At 44.0% G+C, this 24,303-nt stretch carries 23 protein-coding genes; 12 read left to right on the forward strand and 11 right to left on the reverse strand.

The window, feature by feature from the left end:
* Window positions 1-98 precede the first annotated feature (98 nt).
* Window positions 99-755, forward strand: a complete 657-nt coding sequence (locus EXT48_RS13440; RefSeq protein WP_130164753.1) for a Crp/Fnr family transcriptional regulator — start codon at window positions 99-101, stop codon at window positions 753-755.
* A gap of 59 nt (window positions 756-814) precedes the next feature.
* Here the strand turns inward: EXT48_RS13440 and EXT48_RS13445 are convergent, their stop codons facing one another.
* The 8 genes from EXT48_RS13445 to EXT48_RS13480 all read right to left on the reverse strand — a co-directional run bounded on the left by EXT48_RS13445 (window position 815) and on the right by EXT48_RS13480 (window position 9,508).
* Window positions 815-1,378 carry a phosphoribosyltransferase gene (locus EXT48_RS13445; RefSeq protein WP_010607696.1) on the reverse strand — a complete coding sequence of 188 codons (564 nt, stop codon included), beginning with the start codon at window positions 1,376-1,378 and terminating at the stop codon, window positions 815-817.
* A gap of 348 nt (window positions 1,379-1,726) precedes the next feature.
* Window positions 1,727-4,030, reverse strand: coding sequence for a DNA topoisomerase IV subunit A (gene parC / locus EXT48_RS13450; RefSeq protein WP_045989146.1), 2,304 nt, complete (start codon window positions 4,028-4,030; stop codon window positions 1,727-1,729).
* 8 nt (window positions 4,031-4,038) lie between these two features.
* A complete protein-coding gene (locus EXT48_RS13455; RefSeq protein ID WP_130164754.1) occupies window positions 4,039-5,148 on the reverse strand; it encodes a sorbosone dehydrogenase family protein in 1,110 nt (369 codons plus the stop codon).
* 1 nt (window position 5,149) lies between these two features.
* Window positions 5,150-7,039: a DNA topoisomerase IV subunit B gene (gene parE / locus EXT48_RS13460; RefSeq protein ID WP_130164755.1), complete on the reverse strand. Its 1,890-nt coding sequence runs from the start codon at window positions 7,037-7,039 to the stop codon at window positions 5,150-5,152.
* A 77-nt stretch (window positions 7,040-7,116) separates the two neighbouring features.
* A complete protein-coding gene (locus EXT48_RS13465) occupies window positions 7,117-7,680 on the reverse strand; it encodes a YqiA/YcfP family alpha/beta fold hydrolase (RefSeq protein ID WP_130164756.1) in 564 nt (187 codons plus the stop codon).
* Window positions 7,665-8,441, reverse strand: a complete 777-nt coding sequence (locus tag EXT48_RS13470; RefSeq protein ID WP_130164757.1) for a metallophosphoesterase — start codon at window positions 8,439-8,441, stop codon at window positions 7,665-7,667. The genes EXT48_RS13465 and EXT48_RS13470 overlap by 16 nt, the downstream gene beginning before the upstream one ends.
* Window positions 8,428-8,883, reverse strand: a complete 456-nt coding sequence (locus EXT48_RS13475) for a DUF1249 domain-containing protein (protein WP_010379051.1) — start codon at window positions 8,881-8,883, stop codon at window positions 8,428-8,430. The genes EXT48_RS13470 and EXT48_RS13475 overlap by 14 nt, the downstream gene beginning before the upstream one ends.
* Before the next feature lie 22 nt (window positions 8,884-8,905).
* Complete coding sequence (locus EXT48_RS13480) at window positions 8,906-9,508, reverse strand: NUDIX domain-containing protein (protein WP_130164758.1); 603 nt, start codon at window positions 9,506-9,508, stop codon at window positions 8,906-8,908.
* Between the two features lie 247 nt (window positions 9,509-9,755).
* On the opposite strand from EXT48_RS13480, the gene tolC reads away from it, so the two are divergent.
* The 5 genes from tolC to EXT48_RS13505 all read left to right on the forward strand — a co-directional run bounded on the left by tolC (window position 9,756) and on the right by EXT48_RS13505 (window position 14,618).
* Complete coding sequence (gene tolC, locus EXT48_RS13485; RefSeq protein WP_045989153.1) at window positions 9,756-11,102, forward strand: outer membrane channel protein TolC; 1,347 nt, start codon at window positions 9,756-9,758, stop codon at window positions 11,100-11,102.
* A 105-nt stretch (window positions 11,103-11,207) separates the two neighbouring features.
* Window positions 11,208-12,131 carry an LpxL/LpxP family Kdo(2)-lipid IV(A) lauroyl/palmitoleoyl acyltransferase gene (gene lpxL, locus EXT48_RS13490; RefSeq protein WP_045989154.1) on the forward strand — a complete coding sequence of 308 codons (924 nt, stop codon included), beginning with the start codon at window positions 11,208-11,210 and terminating at the stop codon, window positions 12,129-12,131.
* 26 nt (window positions 12,132-12,157) lie between these two features.
* Window positions 12,158-12,766 (forward strand): TcpQ domain-containing protein, encoded by a 609-nt coding sequence (locus tag EXT48_RS13495; RefSeq protein WP_017217000.1) that lies wholly within the window; start codon window positions 12,158-12,160, stop codon window positions 12,764-12,766.
* A 476-nt stretch (window positions 12,767-13,242) separates the two neighbouring features.
* On the forward strand, window positions 13,243-14,088 hold the full coding sequence (locus tag EXT48_RS13500; protein ID WP_239358616.1) for an SsrA-binding protein: 846 nt from the start codon (window positions 13,243-13,245) through the stop codon (window positions 14,086-14,088).
* Window positions 14,089-14,129: 41 nt separating this feature from the next.
* On the forward strand, window positions 14,130-14,618 hold the full coding sequence (locus EXT48_RS13505; RefSeq protein WP_130164760.1) for a hypothetical protein: 489 nt from the start codon (window positions 14,130-14,132) through the stop codon (window positions 14,616-14,618).
* Window positions 14,619-14,825: 207 nt separating this feature from the next.
* On the opposite strand, the gene glnE is transcribed toward EXT48_RS13505, so the two are convergent.
* Entirely contained in the window at window positions 14,826-17,624 is a 2,799-nt protein-coding gene (glnE, locus tag EXT48_RS13510) for a bifunctional [glutamate--ammonia ligase]-adenylyl-L-tyrosine phosphorylase/[glutamate--ammonia-ligase] adenylyltransferase (RefSeq protein WP_130164761.1), read from the reverse strand.
* A 79-nt stretch (window positions 17,625-17,703) separates the two neighbouring features.
* Between glnE and EXT48_RS13515 the strand changes: the two genes are divergently transcribed.
* From EXT48_RS13515 to ruvX, 6 genes are all read left to right on the forward strand, one after another.
* A complete protein-coding gene (locus tag EXT48_RS13515) occupies window positions 17,704-18,597 on the forward strand; it encodes a hypothetical protein (RefSeq protein ID WP_045989157.1) in 894 nt (297 codons plus the stop codon).
* 11 nt (window positions 18,598-18,608) lie between these two features.
* Window positions 18,609-19,106, forward strand: a complete 498-nt coding sequence (locus EXT48_RS13520; RefSeq protein ID WP_039494456.1) for a hypothetical protein — start codon at window positions 18,609-18,611, stop codon at window positions 19,104-19,106.
* Window positions 19,107-19,168: 62 nt separating this feature from the next.
* Window positions 19,169-19,903 (forward strand): 16S rRNA (uracil(1498)-N(3))-methyltransferase, encoded by a 735-nt coding sequence (gene rsmE / locus EXT48_RS13525; protein ID WP_010379040.1) that lies wholly within the window; start codon window positions 19,169-19,171, stop codon window positions 19,901-19,903.
* 57 nt (window positions 19,904-19,960) lie between these two features.
* Window positions 19,961-20,920, forward strand: a complete 960-nt coding sequence (gene gshB, locus EXT48_RS13530; RefSeq protein ID WP_130164762.1) for a glutathione synthase — start codon at window positions 19,961-19,963, stop codon at window positions 20,918-20,920.
* A gap of 19 nt (window positions 20,921-20,939) precedes the next feature.
* Window positions 20,940-21,497 (forward strand): YqgE/AlgH family protein, encoded by a 558-nt coding sequence (locus EXT48_RS13535; protein ID WP_010379034.1) that lies wholly within the window; start codon window positions 20,940-20,942, stop codon window positions 21,495-21,497.
* 42 nt (window positions 21,498-21,539) lie between these two features.
* Entirely contained in the window at window positions 21,540-21,989 is a 450-nt protein-coding gene (gene ruvX / locus EXT48_RS13540; protein WP_017217006.1) for a Holliday junction resolvase RuvX, read from the forward strand.
* A gap of 323 nt (window positions 21,990-22,312) precedes the next feature.
* Here ruvX and EXT48_RS13545 read toward each other — a convergent pair whose 3' ends face one another.
* Both EXT48_RS13545 and EXT48_RS13550 read right to left on the reverse strand, forming a co-directional pair.
* Window positions 22,313-23,200, reverse strand: coding sequence for a hypothetical protein (locus EXT48_RS13545; protein WP_130164763.1), 888 nt, complete (start codon window positions 23,198-23,200; stop codon window positions 22,313-22,315).
* On the reverse strand, window positions 23,178-24,299 hold the full coding sequence (locus tag EXT48_RS13550) for a PilT/PilU family type 4a pilus ATPase (RefSeq protein WP_130164764.1): 1,122 nt from the start codon (window positions 24,297-24,299) through the stop codon (window positions 23,178-23,180). Before EXT48_RS13550 ends, EXT48_RS13545 begins: the two co-directional genes overlap by 23 nt.
* Window positions 24,300-24,303 lie beyond the last annotated feature (4 nt).

The raw sequence follows: 24,303 nt of genomic DNA on the forward strand, positions 1-24,303 counted from the left end.
ATACTACTTAAACGGTGTGAGTTAGCGTAAAACTGAAAAATTCATGCTAACGTCATTATAGTTTAATAAATAGGACATATGTCCGAAGAGCCATCTAGATGTTTCAATATCATTTTTCAACCAATTTGGTCGAACAGTTACTCGCATTTGCTGGTAATAGTTTTCAGCACAGCAAAAAAGAAGTCTTGATCCACCAAGATGAACCATTGAGTAAACTCATATTGGTGACCAGTGGTACTGTGTCTTTTAGTTATGATGTCGGTAACGGTCGTCGCTTATTACTCGGACAACTGGACTGTAGCAACACGCTAATTGGCGAAATCGAAGCGCTGAATCATCAGCCTTGTATTTATACCGTGACTTGCTTGAGCGATGTAACCTATCACCTCATTGAGCTAAAATATTGGCGAAAATTACTGCTAGAGCAACCTGAGCTGAGCCTATATACCGCGCAAACCATCGCTGCTAAGTTTACAGAAAACCAAAAGATAAACTTAGACAAGTTGCTGTTGCCGCTTAGCTACAACATCGCTAAAGATTGCTTATTGCGTGCCGAGAATTCGAACCCAACATTACTTCGTGCCTACTCAACGGTAAGTGCTGAAGCCGAAAGATTTGCGACCACTGAGCGTGCATATCGTCGGGTGGTCAGTGAATTGGTAGAAAAGGGCTTGATAGTACGCAGTAGTGAAGGCTTAAAGCCAGTCGATGTTGACGCGCTTGAGGATTTTGTTGATAGCTTCGCGCAAGCTTAATTTTTCGCGTTTTAGAGTAACTAGGGCGAGTACTTGCTCGCCCTTGAGTATTGATCAGCTTATTTTGCAAATAAGTGTTTAATATTTGCTAAGTCAGACTTTCCTTCCACTAATTCTTCCGGTGTTAAACCTGACAGCTCGTGAGGGAATACCAACCACTCATCAGACTCATGAATAAAGTAATCTGGTGTCATTGGTACTTTTTTGTTTGCTGGCTTGTAGTATGGGCAAGCAACACGAATATCGCGAGGCAGGTTCAAGCGCATTAGCTCTGCAAGCTTTTCTTTCAACGCAAAAATACTGCGGCCAGAATCAAACACGTCATCAACGATTAGCAATGAATCGTCAGCGTTTGCATTTTCAACGATGTAATGCAGACCGTGAACTTTGATTTCTTTAGATTGCTTACCAATGCCATAGTAAGAAGAAGTACGTACTGCGATATGATCAGTCTCTATACCTTTGTAATCGTAGTACTCTTGAACTGCAATACCAATAGGCGCACCACCACGCCAAATACCGATAATAAAGTCAGGTCTAAACCCGTCTTCATAAACTTTAGCGGCTAAGCGAAATGAATCTTCTAGCAATTGTTGCGCTGTGATATAGCACTTATCTGACATAAATACCCCGTTAGGAAGCCCGTGTGATGGTGACAAGCAGCAAGTGCTGCCAATTGATACCAATTACAATTGTTTGCAAGCCATAGGCACTTGTGTGATTGGTATAACCGAATATTTTAACGTAAAGCGCAATAAAATGCTGCAATAATAGTGTCTTTTTATTTTCATTTTTTGATTTGGGACTCGATATTCTAAGCTGCTAAAAGATCGCCGGATAAACCGGTTCCTACGCAAAGTTCAATGGGTGAACAGACACCTACACTGAGTGATTAATTTGGTGGCAGCGAGTTTACCTCGCGATGGTTTGCAAGAGATAAAAATAAGGCCGCGGTGGGCGGCCTGTATCGGTTATTCTTCGGTATCTACGCTAGCGTCATTGTCTTCTGGTGTCTCGACACCATTGTGCTCTAGATCATAGCTATCTACACGCTGTAATCCGCGCGGTAACTTATTACCTCTGCGACCTCGCTCACCATAATAGTGTTCTAGATCACTCGGCTTTAAGGTTAGCTTGCGCTTACCTGCATGTAAGGTAACAGAAACGCCTTCAGGTACTACCGCTAACACTTTGACAAACTCTTCGCGGCTTTGCACTTTCGCGCTAGGAATAGAGATAATCTTATTCCCCTTACCTTTACCAAGCTTAGGTAAATCACGCAATGGGAATAGCAGCATTCTGCCTTCGCTCGAAATCGCCATACACATATCGGTGGCAACATCGAATACCTGAATTGGTGCCATCAAATGGGCACCTTTTGGCACGCTGACGAACGCTTTACCATTTTTGTTTTTGCTCACCATATCCGCAAAGTCACTGATAAAACCGTAACCGCCATCGGTCGCCATCAGGTAAGTCGACTTCTCTTCGCCCATAACCACATGTTCAAAGTTACATCCTGACGCCAAGTTAAAACGCCCCGTCATCGGTTCACCCTGACTCCGAGCTGAAGGTAAGCTATGTGCATCGGTTGCAAAGGCTCGCCCTGAGGTATCTAAGAACACCGCAGGCTGATTACTCTTACCTTTAGCTGAGGCTTTATAACTGTCTCCTGAGCGGTAGCTTAGCCCTTCTGCATCGATATCATGACCCTTCGCAAAACGCGCCCAGCCTTTTTCAGATAGCACAACAGTTACAGACTCTGATGGGATCAAATCTTTTTCGCTAAGCGCTTTGGCTTCGCCACGCTCAACTACTGGTGAGCGTCTATCATCTCCATACAATTCAGCAGCTTCTTGGATTTCTTTTTTCATCAACGTCGACATACGACGCTCAGAGCCTAAGGTTTTTTCCAATCCATCACGCTCTTTTTCAAGCTCATCCTGCTCACCACGGATCTTCATTTCTTCAAGCTTTGCAAGGTGGCGTAATTTCAGGTCTAGAATTGCTTCTGCCTGCTTATCTGAAAGACCAAAACGCGCTATTAACTCTTCTTTTGGTTTGTCTTCGTTGCGAATGATTTCGATGACTTCATCGATATTCAAAAATGCAATCATCAAACCTTCAAGAATATGCAAACGGGCAAGCACTTTGTCTAAACGATACTGCAAACGTCTACGTACCGTTTCACGACGGAATACCAACCACTCAGATAAAATCTGACGCAAGTCTTTAACTTGTGGACGGCCGTCTAAACCAATCATATTGATGTTAACACGGTAGTTCTTTTCAAGATCCGTCGTGGCAAATAGGTGCGCCATTAATGGCTCGACCTTAACTCGATTTGAGCGCGGTACGATGACGATACGCGTCGGATTTTCATGGTCCGATTCGTCACGTAAATCCGCTACCATAGGGAGTTTCTTCGCTGTCATTTGCGCTGCTATCTGCTCTAGCACCTTGGCACCCGAACATTGGTGCGGCAACGCGGTGATCACCACTTCACCTTGCTCTTCGGTGTACACAGCACGCATCTTGATTGAGCCACGACCTGTGGTGTAAAGCTTTTTGATCTCTTCTTGCGGCGTAATGATTTCCGCATCGGTTGGATAGTCTGGCGCTTTGACCAATTCTAGAATTTCTTCTAGTTCGGTTTTAGGCTTATCCAATAACAAACAACAAGCTTCAGCAACTTCGCGTACGTTATGCGGCGGAATATCGGTTGCCATCCCCACTGCAATACCTGTCACCCCATTCAGCAAGATATGTGGTAAACGCGCGGGTAACACTTGTGGCTCATCTAAGGTGCCATCAAAGTTAGCGGTCCAATCAACCGTACCTTGACCAAGCTCTTTCAGCAGTATTTCTGAGAACTTAGATAAACGCGCCTCGGTATAACGCATCGCAGCAAATGATTTAGGATCATCCGCAGCACCCCAGTTACCTTGGCCATCCACCAGCGGATAGCGATAAGAAAACGGCTGCGCCATGAGTACCATAGCCTCATAACAAGCACTGTCGCCATGAGGGTGATATTTACCCAATACGTCACCGACGGTACGGGCAGATTTTTTGTATTTTGCTTGAGCAGACAAGCCCAGCTCACTCATCGCATATACAATACGACGTTGTACAGGCTTCAGGCCGTCACCAATATGTGGCAACGCCCTATCCATGATCACATACATGGAATAGTTCAGGTAGGCGTCTTCAGTAAAACGCCCCATCGGAAGTTGTTCAATGCCTTGCAAGGACAAGGCTTGAGGATCTGTCATGTTACACCTTACTTGTTGTTGTAGCTGATGCGATATATCGCATTGGCGTAATCATCGGAAACGAGCAGGCTACCGTCATCGAGCTCTGCAATTGCGGCTGGTCGACCATAGGTTGTTTCGTTTTCCATAAAGCCGGTAAGGAAAGGCTCATAGCCCCTAATTTGGCCATCTTGCACGTTTGCTCGCATTACTCGATAGCCCACTTTTTTGCTGCGGTTCCAAGAACCATGTTCAGCAACAAAAAGCTGATGCTTCATTGCCTTTGGAAATTGCTCGCCACGGTAAAAGTGAATGCCCAGCGGTGCAACGTGCGCTTGTAGTGCAAGGGCTGGCATAGCGTAATCAGTCACCGATTTACCCTCGCCAAACTCAGGGTCTAGCACGCTGCCGCCATGAACATACGGGAAGCCAAAATGCTGACCTATTTCGTCAACACGGTTGATTTCACATGGTGGAATGTCATCTCCCATCATGTCGCGACCGTTATCGCTAAACCATAACTTTCCGGTTACTGGGTGATAATCAAAACCCACTGAGTTACGCACGCCTTTGGCAATCGTCGAAAGCTTTTTTGTCTCAAGATTTAGTGAAAATATACGGCCAAACTTAGGGTCTTCGGCACAAATATTACAAGGCACGCCAACCGGAATGATCAGTTCGCCTTCAGGCGATACTGTTAGGTACTTCCAGCCGTGGTGACGTTTGTCAGGCAAATCATCGAACACCACTTCTTTTACCGGTGCCTTAAGGTTTTTTGCAATTTGCTTAAAACGCACAATACGCTCTACTTCAGCAACGTATAAGTCACCATCTTTTAGGGCAATACCGGAGGGCATATTCAGCCCTTCTGCAACCAAAATTTTCTTGTCGGCTACGCCATCACGGTTATTGTCAATGAGTGCGTGAACTTTACCCGCTTTGCGAGAGCCAACATACACAGTGCCATCTTTGCCCACCGCCATTTGTCTTGCATTTTCAACATCTTTCGCAAAATAGCTCAGCTCATACCCTTTAGGTACTGAAAGGCGCGAAAGTATATCGTTTGCCAGCGCTGGTGAGCTTAATAACGCAACTGCCAGTGTCGTCGCTACCGTGGTCAATTTGCTATGTATTTTCATGTTAAACCTCTGCCTTATCTCCGTGCTGCTCAAGCCAAACTTTACGGTCGCCAGAGCGCTTTTTAGCTAACAGCATATCCATCATTTCGAGGGTTTGTTCAGGCTCATCTAATGTCAGCTGAACTAAACGTCTAGTATTTGGATCCATGGTGGTTTCACGCAATTGCAACGGGTTCATTTCACCCAACCCTTTAAAGCGCTGTACGTTGACTTTACCGCGTTTCTTTTCGGCCTCAATACGATCTAATATGCCCTTTTTCTCATCTTCATCAAGGGCGTAGTAAACTTCTTTACCAACATCAATCCGAAATAGCGGCGGCATGGCAACAAAAACATGGCCCTTACGAACAAGCTCTGGGAAGTGCTTCACAAAGAGTGCGCATAATAAAGTTGCAATGTGAAGTCCGTCAGAATCCGCATCCGCGAGGATACACACTTTGCCATAGCGCAAACCTGATAAGTCTTCCGAGTCTGGATCAATACCTAAGGCAACTGAAATATCATGTACTTCTTGTGAGGCTAAGATCTGTCCAGATTCCACTTCCCAAGTATTTAGGATTTTACCGCGCAGCGGCATGATTGCTTGAAACTCACGGTCTCGTGCTTGTTTTGCCGAGCCACCTGCTGAGTCCCCTTCCACCAAAAAGATTTCTGAGCGTTCGGTTTCACTTCCAGAACAATCGGTTAATTTACCCGGTAAAGCAGGACCCGAAGTAACTTTTTTACGAACCACTTTTTTCGCAGCACGCAAACGTTTTTGCGCATTGCTGATACACAGCTCAGCAAGTAACTCTGCCGTTTCAGTGTGTTCATTTAACCATAAACTAAAGGCGTCTTTGACAATGCCTGATACAAAGGTAGCGCACGAACGTGATGATAGCTTTTCTTTGGTTTGACCGGCAAATTGTGGGTCTTGCATTTTAACCGACAAGACATAACTACAGCGGTCCCAAACATCATCAGGCGTCAGTTTCACGCCACGCGGGATCAGGTTTCTGAATTCACAAAACTCACGCATCGCTTCAAGTAAGCCTTGGCGTAACCCATTTACATGAGTTCCGCCTTGTGCCGTTGGAATAAGGTTTACGTAGCTTTCAGCGATGGATTCGCTGCCCTCTGGCAACCAATGAAGCGCCCAATCAACCCCTTCGGTTGAGCCACTGAAACTGCCTGTAAATGGGGATTTCGGCAGCACTTCATAGCCTTCAGCGCTGTCTTTTAGGTAATCCTCAAGACCTGCCTCGTAGTGCCATTCTTGCGTTTCTTTCGTCTGTTTATTTACAAAGCGAATTCTAAGCCCAGGACACAATACAGCCTTGGCTTTGAGCAAGTGGTTTAACTTAGTAATTGAGAAGTTAGCTGAGTCAAAATAACTCGCGTCGGGCCAAAAGTGTACTGAAGTGCCGGTATTACGCTTACCAACGCTGCCGGTCACTCTTAAGTCTTCAACTTTATCGCCGTTTTCAAATGCCATTTCATAGATTTGCGCATCGCGTTTAACGGTAATTTCGACTCGAGTCGACAACGCATTAACAACCGATATACCCACCCCATGAAGACCACCAGAGAACTGGTAGTTTTTATTGGAAAACTTGCCCCCAGCATGAAGCTTGGTCAGGATCAATTCAACCCCAGGCACGCCCTCATCTGGGTGAATGTCCACGGGCATACCTCGACCGTCATCGATGACTTCAAAGGAGTTGTCTTCATGCAAGATCACGTCAATCTTGGTGGCATGTCCAGCTAAGGCTTCATCGACACTGTTATCGATAACCTCTTGGCCTAAATGATTAGGTCTGGTGGTATCGGTATACATGCCAGGACGGCGCTTAACTGGCTCTAAGCCATTGAGTACCTCAATAGCTTCGGCATTATAGTTTTGCTGACTCATAGGCTAGTTCTAGTTATCTTTTTATCCGCTAGTATATGCACAACGTACAGTTTTGAGCAGAGCTTTGTGCATAAATTCTAATTTTTGATAGTTAAAAATTTGGTGATGGTGTCAAAATAGCGTGGAAATTCAACAAAGCTATGATCCCCACCAAACTCAATAATTTGACGACAATGACTATAATAACGCACCGCCTCTGCAAAAGGCAGCACCTCGTCGCCCGTTTGTTGCAATAATAGCAAGTTTTCTGGATTACTAAGCTGCTCGACATACATGGATTTTAACGCATCAATATGTTCATAATGCAGCTCATAATGACAGTCCTGATAAGGATTGTATTGTGGTCCAAGGTAGTCATTTAATAATGAAAAAGGCCTAACTGCAGGGTTTATCACCACCGCTTTACAGCCAAGATGTTGCGAAAAATAGGTGGCGTAATAGCCGCCTAACGAGCTACCTAACAACACAGTATCAGAATCAATGACGCTATCCAACTGTGCCAATGCGACTCTCGGGTCATAATGTAGTCTTGGGACAAGGTATGGCGTTTGTTTATCCATCATATATTCACCAAACGCCGTCGCTTTATAGGATAGCTCAGAGCTATTAAAGCCGTGAATATAAACTACTTTCCGAGCCATTTTACCTCTGTTGTTATAGCGCTTTTACTAAATACGATGACACGATAAGCGGGACCCAAATCAGACTGATACCAGTCCTTTGTGTGCTTATCAAATTGGATTGATGTTGCAGGCGTAGCGTAGATAGGTAAAGTGCGAAATTGTTGTTGATATTCATTATGCACATGACCATGAAATAGCCCTAAGACTTGCTCTGAATCCACCAACAGGTTTAACAGTGCAGGACCATTTTCGAGCATATGTTTATCTAAATAGCCATCAATCGGCCTGGGATGGTGGTGAGCAAAAACAATCGTATTGTTGTTGATATTATTATGAAGCTTGTCTTTGAGCGCCACTAAGTGTGATTTAGCGCACCATCCGGCGGGTGTTTCACCTTTTGAGTTTAACAGTAGCACCTGACCAAATGGACCTGAGATGCGCTTATGACGAACGATTTGCCCAGCACTTATTTCTTCAAGTAAAGCTAGCTCGTCGTGGTTACCCGGCACCCAAAGCACCGGACATTGCAACTCACTCTCTCTCACTAAACGGGCAAACTCTTGATAAGAAGCCGCACTGTGATCTTGTGTTAAATCACCGCCAAACACCACACAATCAAAATGCTCTTTTGCCATCGCGGCGAGAGTGCGTTCAAGGTTAGCGGCGGTATTTACCGCAAAATATTCCCCAGAGGGCATGGCAAACAAATGACAATCCGTAAAATGGCCAATACGAATTTGCGCTTTATCGAATTGCAGCTCAAGATCAAACCAAGCCATTGTTTACATCCCAGTTTAAATGCACGCGGCCTTTTTCTAAACACACCATAAGCCAATCAGCTAAAAACGCATTTATTTGATACTTTTCATCTTTTTGGTGCATATCAGGATTTGGGTAGCCATAGGATGGCTTTATTCGACGATGATAATCACGGTGAATTACTTCAGCCACTTTAGCATCATGGTAGAGGCGCACAGACAAAGAGAAGTGTGGTAGATGGGCGCTTACTGTCGCCATCTGCTCGATGTGAATGTCCGTTGTGTATTTACTGACTCCAGCTACGCTCAAACTGTATCGCGCAGAGGCTAAGTCAATCACTCGACTCTCACCGACCACTTCTTCAGGTAGCAATTTTAGCGCCCGTAAATAATTACGTTCGCACAGCGTGATGTAACGGGGCAGAGATTGAATATACTGCTTTGAGCTCAGCACTTGTGACAAAAATACGACTCCTAAACTGCTTCTATATCCGCGCTTTATTTAATGCCAACCATTGTAGACTAATAACAGTGGCAGCGTTATCGATTTCCTCATTATCAAGGCGTGCAAGGGCTTCATCAAGTGGCATTACATGCACTTTGATATCTTCACCTTCTGCAGCCAATCCATAAACCCCACCCGCTTCAGATAAATCAGCAAACGCTAAATACAGATATAGTCGTTCTGTTGTACCACCTGGGCTTGATAAATAAGAGCGCATATAAATAAGCTTATCCAGCTCAAGTCCAGCTTCTTCTTTAGCTTCTTTTCTTGCAACAAACTCGTAATCTTCGCTCCCTTCTGCCATTCCTGCAATGCACTCCAAAAGCCAAGGGGAATTTTTTGAAGCCAACGCCCCTATGCGAATTTGCTCAATAAGCAACACGCTGTCTGTAATAGGATCATACGGCAATATTGCAACCGCATGACCACGCTCTAATATCTCGCGAGTTATCGGCTCTGATACCCCACCATTAAATAAGGCGTGAGTAAATTGGTACTTGTGAATGGTGAAAAAACCATTGAAGATTGTTTCTATTGAAGAAACATTGACGTCGACTTTGTTGAATTGACTCAAAGGTTTCATAAAATAATCCTGTATTTTTTAATAGCAACGGTTTAAAAGCTAACCAATCGCCCTTATAGTAGGGTCATACCTGAATAAGTAAACGAAGTCGTTTACCTTTAACTTTTTCCACTTTACAATACCCAAGTGGTATTAATATATTCTGTTACACTTGTTGGCGATGTTTTACGCATTTGGTCTTTAATTGGGCCGCAAAAACAGGGTAACATGCTGACAGTATAAAAATTGTCTAAGGACTGAGCGAAAAATGAAAAAAACTCTACTATCATTAGTTGTTGGGTTGTCGTGCGCACTTTCAAGCAGCCTGTCCCACGCGGAAGACCTACTGCAAGTATACGACATTGCAACGGCTAACGATCCTACCGTATTAAAGGCTAAAGCGCAGGCTGATGCGCAAAAATATGCACAAGACCAAGCGTTAGGCGTATTGCTACCTCAGCTTGGCTTTCAAATGAGTTATACCGATGTCACATCAGAAGGCGCCCTGAACGATCAGCATGATGGTACTGGTTACACTTTACATGAGTCTGACACTGACACTTTTCAGCGTTCAATCTCTTTGAACCAAACCATCTTTAATATGGCATCTTGGCAAGGACTATCGATTGCCGAAAAGCGTGCTATGCAAGCGGCAACACAGTATGAACAACAAAAGCAAACTCTAATCGTCCGTATCGCTGAAGGTTACTTTAATGTGCTAAGCGCATTAGATAGTCTAGAGTTCGTACAAGCAGAGAAGCGCGCTATCGAACGTCAGCTTGAACAAACGAAGCAGCGCTATGAAGTCGGATTAACCGCGATCACGGATGTGCATGAAGCAAGAGCGCAATTTGACCGTGCAGTTGCAGACGAAATCATAGCTGGTAATGCTGTTGAAACAGCACGTGAAACATTACGTACAATTACGGGTAAGTATCACGCTAAGTTAGATAAGTTGAATACTGAAACCTTCTCAACAGTTAAGCCCACGCAAAATACGAACGATTTTATCGAGATTGCAAAAGCGAAAAACTTAGACCTTCAAGTTGCAAAATCCGCGGTTGACATCGCAAAAGACCAAATAGATTTAGCAAACGCGGGGCACTACCCTACACTAAAATTAAACGCTACTTATTCTGATTCTTTAGCTGACAGTGCAGGTAGACAACACGCACCACGTAGTGACAGAACTTCAGTAGGTTTAACGTTGGACGTACCAATTTACACTGGTGGTCAAACCGTTGCGGCGACCGATCAAGCTCGTGCAAACTTTGTTGCTAGCAGCGAAGATATGGAAGCAGCAATGCGTAACATGACACGTTCAGTGATCACGTCTTATAATCAAGTGGTTTCAGACGTTGCAACTTACCGTGCGCTAGAACAAGCGGTTGTTTCAGCAGAAAGTGCATTGCAAGCAACTGAAGCGGGTTTTGATGTAGGTACTCGTACTATCGTGGACGTACTCGTAAGTACGCAAAACCTGTATAACGCGAAACGTAACTTAGCTGACATTCGTTATCGCTATGTACTTTCGTCGCTGCGCTTAAAACAAGCAGCAGGTACACTATCTCGTACCGATCTTGAAGCAATCAACCAAGGTTTAATTGAAGGCTAAGCACTTCGATTATCATCTCTGAAAAGGCCAGCTATGCTGGCTTTTTGTATTTTTACAGCAATATAGATAAACTAGCCGCTTCAATTAAGTCTTAGGTATATTACTTTGGTTACTCACTCACCTTTCAAATGGTCATTCTTAGCACCTAAATTTTGGCTGACTTGGCTTGGTGTTTTCGCCCTGTATTTAATCTCATGGCTCCCGCAAAGTGTTCAATTTGCACTGGGTAGAGGCCTTGGACGTCTAGTCCATAAATATATGAAACGTCGCCGTCATATTGCTGATGTCAATTTGAAACTTTGCTTTCCACACCTAACTGAAGCAGAACACAAAGCTATGCTCCTAAAAAATATGGAAAATACCGGCATAGCAACACTTGAAACGGGGATGGCGTGGTGGTGGCCAAAATGGCGCATCAATCAGGTGGTGGGCTCGATTAAAGGGCTAGAGCATATTGAAGCCGTGCAAAAACAAGGAAAAGGGGTACTTATGCTGGTCCCCCATATGTTGCATCTTGAGATGGCAAGCCGAGTGCTAGGCACAAAAATGCAAGGTGTTGGCTTTTATCGCCCACACAATAATCCACTTATGGAGTTTTTTATGACCCGTGGGAGACTGCGCTCAAATGAGTATTTAGTCACCAAGCGAGACGTCAAAGGGTTATTGAAAACGCTCTCGAGCAACCGCGTTTGTTATTACCTGCCTGATCAAGATTATGGCCGCAAGCGCTGCGAGTTCGCACCTTTCTTTGCGGTTCCTGATGCAGCAACAACAACTGGTACTTTATTATTTTCTGCTAGCAAAAAGGCTGAGACTTTAAGCTTACACTGTACGAGAGATGCAAAAGGGATGTATCATTTAGACATACAACCTATTTTAGAATCATTCCCAAGTGGCAATGATCTTGCGGATGTTACTCGTGTCAACGAGAGAATGGAGCAAGCAATCAATTGTGCGCCGGATCAATATATGTGGGTGCATCGTCGCTTTAAAACGCGACCTGATGAAAAGGCACCTTCGTTTTATTAGGGCCTAGAGTCTTGGAGTAGTTTGAAATGGCTAAGAAGAAAAAAAATAAATTATCGTCAATCTGGTTTTGGACTAAACACCTATCACTAGGCGTGTTACTCATTTGGGCTGCCTACTATTTTCTTTTTGGTGCCTCTAAAGACATGAACTTTAGGGAAACCACCAATGTTGCAGCGCAAGGCCTGTCGCAATTTTACGAAAGCTTTAGAAATAGCATGAGCAATCGTGATACTGATCGTGAAAAGTACGTTATCACGCTCGGCAAGCCCACCTATCCTCTTGATGACGCACTAGCGCAAAGAGCGCTTGCTGTTAAGCCATCTAACCCTAAATGGACCGGTGAAAAACAACCAAGACGCTTTGATACTGGAGATACCCTAAAAGATGTGCTTACTAAGCAAGCCAAAGAAGAAGGTGTGGAACTGTTCTGGTATCTAGAGCGTGATTATGTGGTGAAATACAACTTCCGTCTTGATACCGACTTTGTTTCTGCACTCTATCAGGTTGGAACGGCGATAAACGACGACTTTGAATTTCAAGTCTATACATTTTTCTGTCCGCGAGAGCGTGCTGCGGTTATCACCGAAAACCCACCAATCTATGTACGTGAGAACTGTCGTAAGCTAGCGGGCTAACAAAATACAAGCTTCCTTTTAGGTCTTTATGCTTAAAGGAAGCATTCATAGCAATTAGTCTTAATACTTGCTCAATTTGAAGGAGCAAACCGGATGTTAAGTGTGTTAAAGCTTTCTCATTTTGAACAACCAAATAGCAAAGCTCTCGCCTGGCCTACATGGATGTTGGTATCTCGCGATAACAGGACGCAGTAGCGGTGTTATCAACAAAATTTTCTCGCCTCAAAATAGCTCACTAATTAAACGAATTGGTATTACACCAAAGCCCTACCCTTTAAAGAAAAAATAACCATATAAATCAAACAATTAAATTTATTCAGCACAATTACTCTTAATATAAATACCCTATTTCAACCATACTTCTAAAAGTTAATTTATATCGTTTAGCTCAATAAAAACACAAATAAAACTTTACAAAAAATAACAAAGGATCAAATATAGAAACAAATAATAAAAATAAAAAAACAATGAGCATCATGTTTAACACCTTGATTTCCTTTTTTACGGGCATTACTTTGGCTTCTGCTTATTTTATCTTCTCCACTAATCAGCCACAGGTTGCAGAGTCAATTAATAAAACTCATCTACAAACTATTAATACACTTCAAACAGAGTTAGCGCAGATCGAATCTAAAAATAGTGAATTGCAAAAGAGATTAGTTGAAAGCCAAACAAAGAGAGACTCAAACTTTACGAACTTAGATACCACAGACGAGCTTCAATCAACCTTCTCTCAACTGCCAAAACCTGAACTATCAGCGCCTCGCGCTGTTTCACTTGATAACTTGAAGGTTGTCAATGTTATGCCCACGGTCAGTCACTTGTCTGCCGAGATGGAGCTTGATGATGCTGAAAAAGTCGAATTACAAGAAGCCTTAATGGCAAAGGCAAATCAAGACTATGAGATCTGGGAGCATTATCAAGCGACAGCATCATTAGATCCTACGAATGTTTCTCAAATTCGAGCTGATTTCGAATATAAACTACAAAATAATGCCAAGTCTTTCGCAACAACCGTAAGCAGCTTATTAACCGCAGATCAAATTAAGCAATATCAAGCCTTTGAATTAAGAGAGCAAAAGCTGTTAGCAAGTCAAAAGTTAGCCATGTTACAAAATGAATTAAATAAAATTGAATTATCAGAGTATCAAAAACAAGAGGTATCTCGATTAAGTCAATCTGTTTTTAGTACGCCAAGTGATATCACGCTAGGTACCGCAGGCAGCCCTTATGCCAAGCAACAAGTTTCCACCGACTTTGAAAAGCTGGCTGAAATAAAGTCACTTTTCAATGAACAGCAGCTCCTACAGTTTACATACTGATCAAAGTTGCATTTAACTATAACTAATAATAAAGGAATAAAATGAAGAACTTTTATCTATCCGTATTAGGAACTACACTACTCGCATGTAGCTCAGTCTCTGAAGCCAGAATTGACTGCCCAGGAGGGCAAGGTTATTGGGATTATCAAACACGACAAGTTCAAGTTTGTGACACTGAAACGAGAACGGTTGAAACGACAAAAAGACATTGTAGCTATGGGGGTGTCACTTGGTTAGGCCATTTATGGCATGAACCAGACTTTCCACTACCAATGACAAGCTATGAAACAGGCTTGAGGATCATTGAACAGTCTAATGCTTGCCCTTCTAGCGTTTACACTTCAAGAACTGGAACTTATTGGTACACAGATCCAGAAGGAAGAAGGTGGATTAGCAATTACACTTACAGCGGTAATATAGGGTTAACTAACAACAAGCTAGTAACTACAACATCAACCGAGACAATTAAGACCAACTGCCGCACGGAAACTCAAACAGTGAGAGTGTGGCGTTGTGGCATGATCCCTTAACAGCAAATATTTGAAGTAAGGCCAATCACCCCACGTGTATTGGCTTTACTTATTCACCTCGCTAACATCGTTATGTAGCTTGTTTTCTCCAATGGAATAACATTAAGTTCAGATAAAAAGCAAACTGAAATACTGACTTTCCACCTTGCCTAGGACTCTCAGCGCTAGAACTGGATGCTAGAAGGTATTAATTACCCAAAGTTCAGGCTAAATACCCAAAGTGGAGCGCCAAATATCACTAACAGCGTTTCTCATGCTTTCGCATTCCGTTAAACTGATACATCGAGCGCCCGAATTAAGGCATTGATAATGATAAGTATCCCGATAAAAACAATAAGCATCCACTAAACTTTTGCACTCCCCCTCTGATAAGACTGAGACCTGCTTCGCAACCTCTAAAATACGAATATTATCTGGGTAGATGCAAAGCTCTGGGTAGTGATTACCATATCGTAAAACGATAAATTGACTGATAAATTCAATATCAGTCATCCCACCCACCCCCTGCTTTAAGTCAAAAAGGCTATCGCTATCTCGGTTAAGGTGGGTTCGCATTTTTTCACGCATATTGCGAACATCTTCCGCCAATTTAGGCACGTCTCGCTGCTGCATTAGTATTGCATGTCGTATTTCCTCAAATCGTGCGGCCATTTGCGGCTCACCTAACACCATACGAGCTCTGACCAGCGCCTGATGCTCCCATGTCCAAGCTTGCTCTAACTGGTATTGGTAAAAACTTTCTAGATTGATAGCGAGTAAGCCCGAGTTTCCTTCAGGGCGAAGTCGTGTATCTAATTCGTAAAGCATGCCAGAGAGCGTTTTGGTATTGAACAAATGCATTAAACGCTGTGCCAGCTTCATATAAAACTGTCTTGAAGAGATAGGTTTATCACCTTGAGTTTGGCTTTCGCCGTCACGATTATGCACAAACACTAAGTCTAGATCTGAGTTGTAACCGAGCTCATATCCCCCCGCCTTGCCATACGCTATTACAGCAAAGCCTTTTTCTTTTATTGTTGCACCTTCAGGCGCGCCAAAACGCGCGACCATGTGCCCCCAAGCAATATCGACGGCTTTTGCGATAATCGCCTCAGCAAGCGCAGTTAGATGATCGCTCACCTTCATAATATCCAACACGCCAGTGGCGTCTGCAGCCGCGACTTTTAGCTGATGCGTTTGTTTAAATTGTCGCAGCGCTTCCATCTGTAGCTCAACATCTTGCTCATCTATACGTAAAAATGCTTGCTGGATCTCGTTTTTATAGGCCGTTAATGGCAAAGGTTTATAGAGAGTTTGTGGGTCGATAAGCTCATCAAGAAGGATCGGGTATTTCGCAATATGCTCAGCAATCCACGCGCTATGACAACAAAGCTTGATAAGTTGAGTCAATGCACCGTGATTTTCATACAGTAGCTCCAAATATGCAGTGCGAGATGCTACTTTATTGATCACACTGAGCACGCGAGCAAGTGCCGGCTCCATGTTTTGTTTACTGAGCTCTCGCAGCAAAGCAGGCATTAACTTATCAAGAATATCGCGACCACGCGTGCCCGCCTGCTTTTTACTTAGTCCTTGTTTAAACTCCACCAAGTCAGTTTGCCAAGTCTCAAAACACGGTGCAGCTAGGCACTGGCCTAGCTGAGCAATTTCTCCCGTTTGCCACGCATAAACTGCGCTATCGTCTTCATCTAACTCTTCTTCAGGCGGTTGACCAATGACTTGACTAAACTCAGCCCGGATATGCTGCGTCACAACCTTTAGCATTTGCTCGACTTCAGCGTAATCGTTACATTGCAATAAGTGGCTCAGGCGCAGACAGTCTAAGTTGTTGTCGGGTAAAGTTTGCGTTTGTTTGTCGTCAAATGCTTGTAGATATTGCTCAACTTTACGCAACACTAAATAGTTCTCATGCAGACGGTTTTTGACCTCAATAGGGACAATCTCAAGCGTTTCAAGCTCTTCTAATGCCTGTAACAATGAAGGGGTTTGTAATGGCGTTTCGCGACCGCCGCGTATCAGTTGCAAAGCCTGCACAATAAACTCTACTTCTCGAATGCCACCAGCGCCCAGCTTTATGTTATTCGTTAAGCCTTTGCGTCTCACCTCTTGGGCAATCATGTTTTTCATCTTTCGCAGTGAATCTATCACAGAAAAGTCGATATAACGGCGATAGACGAACGGCCGGATTAAGTCGTAAAACTCTTGCCAATACAGCGACGGTTCACCAATTGGTCGCGCCTTTAACATCGCATAGCGCTCCCATTCTCGACCTTGATCTTGATAATAATCTTCCATCGCGGCATAGCTCATTACCAAAGGACCACTATCCCCAAATGGTCTTAAACGCATATCGACTCTGAATACTTGGCCATCAATGGTAACTTGATTAAGCGCTGAAATAAGTTTTTGTGCCACTCGAGTGTAAAATACTTGCGCCTCAATGCTACGCCGGCCACCGGATGTGTCGACACTTCTTGGATAGGCAAAGATCAAATCGATATCAGAGGAAAAATTCAACTCCTTACCGCCAAGCTTCCCCATGCCTAATACCGTCATGGGTATCGAGTTACCAGCCTCATCTTTTGGTGAGCCTGATTGCGCTTCTACGCTTAAGTACGCCCATTGATAAGCATTTGAAATCAAAGTATCGGACAGCTGGGAAACATAGCGGATGCTGTCATCAATCTCATTGCCTGCAACCAAATCCAGCCACATCACTTTAAGCCAATACTTTAAGCGATAGTGACGCAGCTGCTGCCAAGCTTGTTTTTCTTCAACCAATGGCGCGGCAAAGTCAAACACATCAGGACAGTCGCGCATTTGCATCTGCGTATCATCGAGCAACCAAGCTCCCCACTCAGGAAATCGTGCAAGCGTACGCTCGGCAAAATCACTCAGCGCCAGTAACCGTGCCAGTTTGGGCTCCATCGGTGCATCACCATAAATCATTTGGTAACGCTCTTGAGCAAGCGTATTCAGCGCTGCTTGAACAAACAATTCCGACATAAAAAACTCCACGGTAGGCTGGCTCTCTTTGTGAGCAGTGTTATAGTAACTCTATCTAAAACACAACCTTACACCGAGTATGAGTTATTTGTCTTTAAACAATATCAACTTTTTAGCGATTTTGATTTGCTTTGTCATTGTCTGCGGTTTGACTATTTTGCTGCGCTTAATGATCCAGCGTAGCGCCAACAATCTTCTGGATGACGAGCTCGCACAACGTGACAACTTTGCACTTGGGATCAGCTATGCCAGTCAAGTGACGATGCTGTGTGTTTGTGTTGCATATTTATTCAATGATTTAGGTGTGGTGAGAGCGCAGGCACACCCTCTGCAAGTGGCCTTACATATTGGGTTGATTATTGCCTTTGTATACTTCGGCCAATGGATCCATCGCAAATGGATTTTGTATCAGTTTGACGAAGAAGAAGCGATTTTAAAGCAAAATATCTGCGCCGCGATGGTGGACTCAGGCATGTTACTCGGTAACACCATATTGGTGCTTGGTTTATATCATTGGGTGCATCCGAAAGGCTGGAGCGATCTATTAGTCGTAGCCCTTGGCTTTATGCTATTGCAGCTGCTTTATACGCTAGATAGTAAAATCAGAGAAAGTCGTTTTGCCAAGTTTAACCAAGGGGCTTCTTTACAACAAAACTTTAATCTCAGAAACACTTCGATTGGTATTCGTTATGCGGGCAAATCCATCGGCCTCTCTTTAGCCATGTATGCGGGACTGCACAGTGCTCCCTACCATGGTGCAAAAGTGGTAGAAAACTTGTTTTCGGTCGTCATGCATTGCGGTGTAATGTGGCTTTTTCTTTACATTGGTAGCTACGTATTACTGCATTTATCCTTACCTAAGGTCAATATTGGCCTAGAGGTAGACCATCAAGATAACGTTGGTATCGCATGTTTGGAGTTTGCGGTTTTCTGCTCCATAGGCTATTTACTTATTAACTTGTTTTCGGTGTAACGCAATACTGCATGAATGCTTTAAGTGATGGATTTTTACTGGTAGATAGCAATTGGGATTTTAGCCAAGAACTCGTCGAGCATTTGCAAAACGTGCGCTCTAGCCAAGCCAGTAATATTATTATCGCAGGTGACAACACCAAACAAATGCTCAAGATGATGTTTAAAGAGCAAATAAAAGACTACTGTTATTGTGACTTTGACAATGAAATTAGCGTTTCTGAACTTGCCAGCTATTTGCATCGTCACCATAACATTCATGCCGTGCTGCTCTATTCTCTGGACTATCATTTAGCCACCGAGGAGCAGCGCTTTATTTTTGATTCTCTTCACCCCCACCGGTTTTTAATAGAACAATCCCCGCAAGGTTTTCAGATCACTAAACTGCACTCACAAGCATTAATCAATCACTTATCTTGTCATCCGGATACCGCTGGCCTCCCCGACCCTGACTTGATGCTTGCCAAGCTCACCGGGTTACTATGCGGTAAAGCTAAAGTGGCAGGATGATGTAGACTAACCGTGCGCGAGCGCTTACCATTGCCACAAAACAGCAACTGAATAATCGAATTATGCGTATTCCACATATTTATCAAGACTCGCCTTTGGCCATTGGTGTGCCAGTTACTTTGGATGATGACGCCGCAGGACACATAGGCCGAGTGCTTAGAATGACAACCAAAGATAAAGTCAGCCTGTTCAACGGACAAGGCGGCGAGTACCTATGTCAATTAAGTGAAGTTGGGAAAAAGAAAGTTGTTGCTGTACCTGAATCATTTGAAGACAAAAATGTAGAATCTCCACTAGCCATACATCTTGGGCAAGGGATTTCTCGCGGTGATAAAATGGACTTCACAATTCAAAAGTCGGTAGAGCTGGGCGTGAGCGAAATTACCCCTTTGTTTACCACACGCTGCGGCGTTAAATTAAGTGGTGAGCGTCTAGCAAAAAAACACCAGCAATGGCAAAAGATAGCAATTGCCGCGGCCGAGCAATCCGGACGTAATACCATCACTGTTATTCACCCGCCGATGGAGTTGTCTGAGTGGCTGGCACAGCAAAGCGACGAGTTAAAAATCACACTACATCCTCGCGCCGAACATTCAATAAAAACACTGCCTTATACCCAGTCTGGGATCCGCTTTTTAGTGGGCCCTGAAGGCGGCTTTACCGATGAAGAGCTAGACGCCACCGCTCAACAGCGGTTTGTTGATGTCCGTTTAGGCCCACGTGTACTACGTACAGAAACCGCAGCTCTCACGGTACTGAGCGCACTACAGCTGCAATTTGGCGATTTAGCACTTTAAATACACAGAGCAACCCCCATATCATGGGTAAACTCAGCAAGCGCAATGGGAGCGTCTATGACGATTAAATTAGGGATCATTTCCGATCCAATCAGTGGCTTTAACATTAAAAAAGACACCGGGTTTGCCATGATGCTGGCGGCACAACAGCGCGGCTATGAATTGTATTACATGGAAATGAATGACCTTTTCTTGTACCAAGGCGTTGCCAAAGCGACCGCAGCAAAAGCGCAGGTATTTGACGATACTTCCCATTGGTATGAACTAGCTGAGAAACAAGAAATCGATTTAGGCGACCTCGACGTTATTTTAATGCGTAAAGATCCGCCTTTTGACACTGAATATATTTACGCCACTTATATTCTTGAGCGCGCTGAACTTGCGGGATCGCTTGTGGTAAATAAACCACAAAGCCTGCGCGACGCCAATGAAAAGCTCTTTACTGCGTGGTTTAGCGAACATACTCCAGATACTTTGGTTACGCGTAATCAATCACAAATTCGCGAGTTTTTAGCTAAACATGGCGATATCATTCTCAAGCCTTTAGATGGGATGGGCGGCGCGTCTATTTTTAGAGTGAAACAAGATGATGCAAATATTGGCGTGATCTGCGAAACACTTACCGAGCATGGTTCTCGCTATGCGATGGCGCAAAACTATATCCCAGCCATTAAAGACGGTGATAAGCGCGTGTTAGTGGTAGATGGTGAAGTGATGCCATACTGCTTGGCTCGCATTCCACAGGGCGGTGAAACTCGTGGTAATCTCGCGGCAGGTGGCCGTGGTGAAGCAAGACCTATTAGCGGATCGGACCGGAAAATTGCCGAAGCCATTGCCCCAACGTTAAAGGCAAAGGGCCTGATATTCGTTGGCTTAGATATCATTGGCGATAAGCTTACCGAAATCAATGTCACCGCACCAACTTGCGTGAAAGAAATTGAAGCGGCATATGACATTTCAATTATGGATAAGTTTTATGATGCGATCGAGCGAAAACTCGACCATACTAAAAACTAACCATTAAGGGGGTCTGGTTATGAAATCACTCGCTAATCACTTTTTAGTGGCAATGCCCAGCATGGACGACCCTTTTTTCAATCATACGGTAACCTATCTTTGTGAACACAGCGAAGATGGTGCGATGGGGTTGGTGGTAAACCACCCTATCGATATCACCGTGGGCGAATTGCTTGATCAAATTGATATCGATAACGACAAATCTAGCCAAGCGGCTAAGGTAAATATCTACGCCGGTGGGCCTGTTCACACCGACAGAGGTTTTGTACTACATACGCCAAAGTTTGGTTACGCCTCAAGCCAAGAGCTTAGCTCCGAAATTATGATCACCACATCAAAAGATGTTTTAGCCTCTTTAACGTCATCACACTCTCCCGAAGGTTTTATCATCACCTTGGGCTATGCTGGATGGGTAAGTGGTCAACTAGAGAAAGAACTGAAAGAAAACACTTGGTTAGTCGTCGAGGCTGACCCCGAAATCATATTTAATACGCCACCCGAAAAGCGTTGGGAAAAAGCAGTGCAAATGCTTGGTATCGACGTTGCACAATTAAGCTCGCAAGCGGGTCATGCGTAACTAGCCTGTAATTTTGAGCTTAGGTTAATAAACGAAGTATTCATGGAAAACAAAAAAGAAAAAGTGCCTAAAGGTAAACGTAGCGTCATTGGGTTTGACTTTGGCACTAAAAGTATCGGCTTGGCCATCGGCCAAGAAATCACCGCAACCGCATCAAGCCTAGGTGCTGTAAAGGCAAACGATGGCATTCCAAATTGGGATGACATCGCTGTATTCATTAACGAATGGCAACCTGATTTATTGGTGGTTGGCTTACCACTGAATATGGATGGTACCAATCAAGATTTAACATTCAGAGCAAAAAAGTTTGCTAACCGCTTGCATAACCACTTCCGGTTGCCGGTAGAAACACAAGATGAGCGCTTGACGACAGCAGACGCCAGAGCACGCTTATTTGAACAAGGAGGCTATAAGAACCTTGCAAAAGGTAAGGTAGATGGCATGTCTGCTTGTATCATTCTTGAAAGCTACTTTGAAGCAATGTGGGAATAGCTAGTCTAACTCTTGGGCTTGTTGAGCTTTATGGCTTTATTTTCCACCAAGTGAATGGATATTATTGATATTTATGCACGGCATAGTCGGTGTAGTGATAACACACTAAAAATATCAATCTAGCGCCGACCTTTAATATCAAAAATTCAGTACTGATATTAAAGGTACGGCTAACTGTCTGTAAAAACCCATCATATTTAACGGACTCTCAACGCTTTCAATCACCAGCAATAAGGCAACTCTTATTCCCTAAACACTATGGTGAAATCGCCATTGTTGTACACCTAGCAAAGCAACTCTAGCCGCGAATAGTGTATGAATGACTAGCGGATCTCCTGTACGGGGTTTACGACTTGGTACTTATCCAAATCAGGTATTAACCCAGCTTGCTGATATGCGCTAGTGATCCGGCCCTGCTCACGAAGTATTGCAAGACCTTTTTGTAATGCAGCAAACGCTCGTTCACCTTCGGGATGAAGCCGAGACACCGCAAAGTGCCTGCTGTCGTTTAACAGCACGACTAGATGTTCATTAGCAATGAGCTCAACATCTTCCAAAACAAAACGATTATCTAGCTTCGGCATAAGCGGCATCAACATAAAGTCGACCCAACCTTTGCTCACCATACGCGCTTGTGACATCCAATCGGATTCAGCATGAAGCTGTTTAAGCGGAAGTGACTCCAAGGTTTGCCAATCGGTCTGCCACTTAGGGTTCGATACCGAAGTTAGCTGGGTGAGCCCTTGCTCCTCTTTTAGCTGCTTTACTTTTTGATTATCTATCCCGTGATAAATACCAGCAAAATACTGACCTTTTTGAATAACCGGCTCACTGATAAAAAGCAGCCGACCTTTATTTTCAAGGTCTGCTTTCCAGTAACTATCAAAGTGAAGTAGTTGTTCCCCTTTTTCAAGCAAATTGGATTCACGAAAACTGACAAAGCCTGGCGTAAAAATAAATGCTTTGTCGAAGCCACCTTTTTGCAAGGCTTGCTGTGCTATCACCATATCGACAACATCACGGCGTAAATACTGGCCACTAAAATCGGTAATTTTTGTGACGTCGCGTTCACCAACAAAACGTTGATAATCTGCGAGGACATCGTCTCTAATAAAAACATTAAGTGCTTCGCTGGCATTAAGTACACCAGCAAAGCTCAGCACGAAAGTGAAAAATAGGTAGCTGCTTTTAGTTCTTCGAATCCAACCCATCTACCGTAACCCCTTGTAGGAAGCCCGCACCTTTTTGTTCATTATTTCGCAGCTTGATCATCAGGCGCAGATCGTTTGGCGAGTCAGCATGATGTAGTGCGTCGGCATAGTTGATCCGCTGCTGCTTATAAAGCTCAAACAACGCTTGATCAAAGGTTTGCATACCCATGTCTTTCGATTTTGCCATTGCCTCTTTAATCGAGCCAATATCGCCTTTTTTAATAAGCTCGGCAACGAGTGGGGAGTTCAGTAACACTTCAATGGCCGCCTCTCGACCTTCGCCTTTTGAAGAAGGCACTAGTTGTTGCGCCACAATAGCGCGCAAGTTCAGCGCCAAATCGTACTTCAGTTTATCGTGCTTTTCTTTGGGGACTAAGTGCATGATACGGTCGATGGCTTGGTTAGCATTATTGGCGTGTAAGGTTGCAACGCATAAATGCCCCGTTTCAGCAAAGCTCAGTGCATACTCCATGGTTTCTTGCGAGCGAATTTCACCAATTAAAATAACATCTGGCGCTTGGCGTAATGAACTTTTTAAGGCAGATTCAAAACTGTCAGTATCAATGCCCACTTCACGCTGAGTAATGATGCTTTTTTGGTGTTGATGCACAAATTCGATGGGATCTTCAATGGTCAAAATATGGCCACGTTGGTTACGATTGCGATAACCGAGCAGTGCAGCAAGCGAGGTTGACTTACCCGTGCCCGTACCACCTACAAATAACACCAAGCCACGTTTGGACATGATCACATCGGTCAGTACCGACGGCAAACCTAGCTCATTGACATCGGGAATCGCGGTAACGATACGGCGAATAACCATACCCGCACAATCTCGTTGCCAAAATGCAGAAACACGAAAACGCCCGATATCATTGGCAATCGCAAAGTTACACTCTTTAGTGTTAAAGAATTCTTGCTTTTGCTTGTCGCTCATAATCGAGGTAACAAGATTCAGTGACTGATCGGCATCTAAGCTTTCTTCACTTAACGCTCTAAGTTCGCCATCGATTTTGGCGCTCACCGCAAGCCCTGCCGAAACGAACAAGTCGGATGCTTGCTGATTGGCCATCGTTTGCAAAAATGGTTCTATATTCATCGCT

This window comes from Pseudoalteromonas sp. CO348 (genome assembly GCF_004208845.1).
In the GTDB taxonomy this organism is placed as follows: Bacteria; Pseudomonadota; Gammaproteobacteria; order Enterobacterales; family Alteromonadaceae; genus Pseudoalteromonas; species Pseudoalteromonas maricaloris.

Excerpts from the sequence above, each read along its gene's own strand:
- EXT48_RS13550 (WP_130164764.1), bottom strand. The coding sequence starts at position 24,299 with ATGAATATAGAACCATTTTTGCAAACGATGGCCAATCAGCAAGCATCC.
- gshB (WP_130164762.1), top strand. The coding sequence starts at position 19,961 with ATGACGATTAAATTAGGGATCATTTCCGATCCAATCAGTGGCTTTAAC.
- EXT48_RS13520 (WP_039494456.1), top strand. The coding sequence starts at position 18,609 with ATGAATGCTTTAAGTGATGGATTTTTACTGGTAGATAGCAATTGGGAT.
- EXT48_RS13505 (WP_130164760.1), top strand. The coding sequence starts at position 14,130 with ATGAAGAACTTTTATCTATCCGTATTAGGAACTACACTACTCGCATGT.
- parC (WP_045989146.1), bottom strand. The coding sequence starts at position 4,030 with ATGACAGATCCTCAAGCCTTGTCCTTGCAAGGCATTGAACAACTTCCG.
- EXT48_RS13440 (WP_130164753.1), top strand. The coding sequence starts at position 99 with ATGTTTCAATATCATTTTTCAACCAATTTGGTCGAACAGTTACTCGCA.
- EXT48_RS13455 (WP_130164754.1), bottom strand. The coding sequence starts at position 5,148 with ATGAAAATACATAGCAAATTGACCACGGTAGCGACGACACTGGCAGTT.
- EXT48_RS13535 (WP_010379034.1), top strand. The coding sequence starts at position 20,940 with ATGAAATCACTCGCTAATCACTTTTTAGTGGCAATGCCCAGCATGGAC.
- rsmE (WP_010379040.1), top strand. The coding sequence starts at position 19,169 with ATGCGTATTCCACATATTTATCAAGACTCGCCTTTGGCCATTGGTGTG.
- EXT48_RS13480 (WP_130164758.1), bottom strand. The coding sequence starts at position 9,508 with ATGAAACCTTTGAGTCAATTCAACAAAGTCGACGTCAATGTTTCTTCA.
- tolC (WP_045989153.1), top strand. The coding sequence starts at position 9,756 with ATGAAAAAAACTCTACTATCATTAGTTGTTGGGTTGTCGTGCGCACTT.
- EXT48_RS13470 (WP_130164757.1), bottom strand. The coding sequence starts at position 8,441 with ATGGCTTGGTTTGATCTTGAGCTGCAATTCGATAAAGCGCAAATTCGT.
- EXT48_RS13495 (WP_017217000.1), top strand. The coding sequence starts at position 12,158 with ATGGCTAAGAAGAAAAAAAATAAATTATCGTCAATCTGGTTTTGGACT.
- EXT48_RS13545 (WP_130164763.1), bottom strand. The coding sequence starts at position 23,200 with ATGGGTTGGATTCGAAGAACTAAAAGCAGCTACCTATTTTTCACTTTC.
- EXT48_RS13445 (WP_010607696.1), bottom strand. The coding sequence starts at position 1,378 with ATGTCAGATAAGTGCTATATCACAGCGCAACAATTGCTAGAAGATTCA.
- EXT48_RS13500 (WP_239358616.1), top strand. The coding sequence starts at position 13,243 with ATGTTTAACACCTTGATTTCCTTTTTTACGGGCATTACTTTGGCTTCT.
- parE (WP_130164755.1), bottom strand. The coding sequence starts at position 7,039 with ATGAGTCAGCAAAACTATAATGCCGAAGCTATTGAGGTACTCAATGGC.
- EXT48_RS13465 (WP_130164756.1), bottom strand. The coding sequence starts at position 7,680 with ATGGCTCGGAAAGTAGTTTATATTCACGGCTTTAATAGCTCTGAGCTA.
- ruvX (WP_017217006.1), top strand. The coding sequence starts at position 21,540 with ATGGAAAACAAAAAAGAAAAAGTGCCTAAAGGTAAACGTAGCGTCATT.
- glnE (WP_130164761.1), bottom strand. The coding sequence starts at position 17,624 with ATGTCGGAATTGTTTGTTCAAGCAGCGCTGAATACGCTTGCTCAAGAG.
- EXT48_RS13515 (WP_045989157.1), top strand. The coding sequence starts at position 17,704 with ATGAGTTATTTGTCTTTAAACAATATCAACTTTTTAGCGATTTTGATT.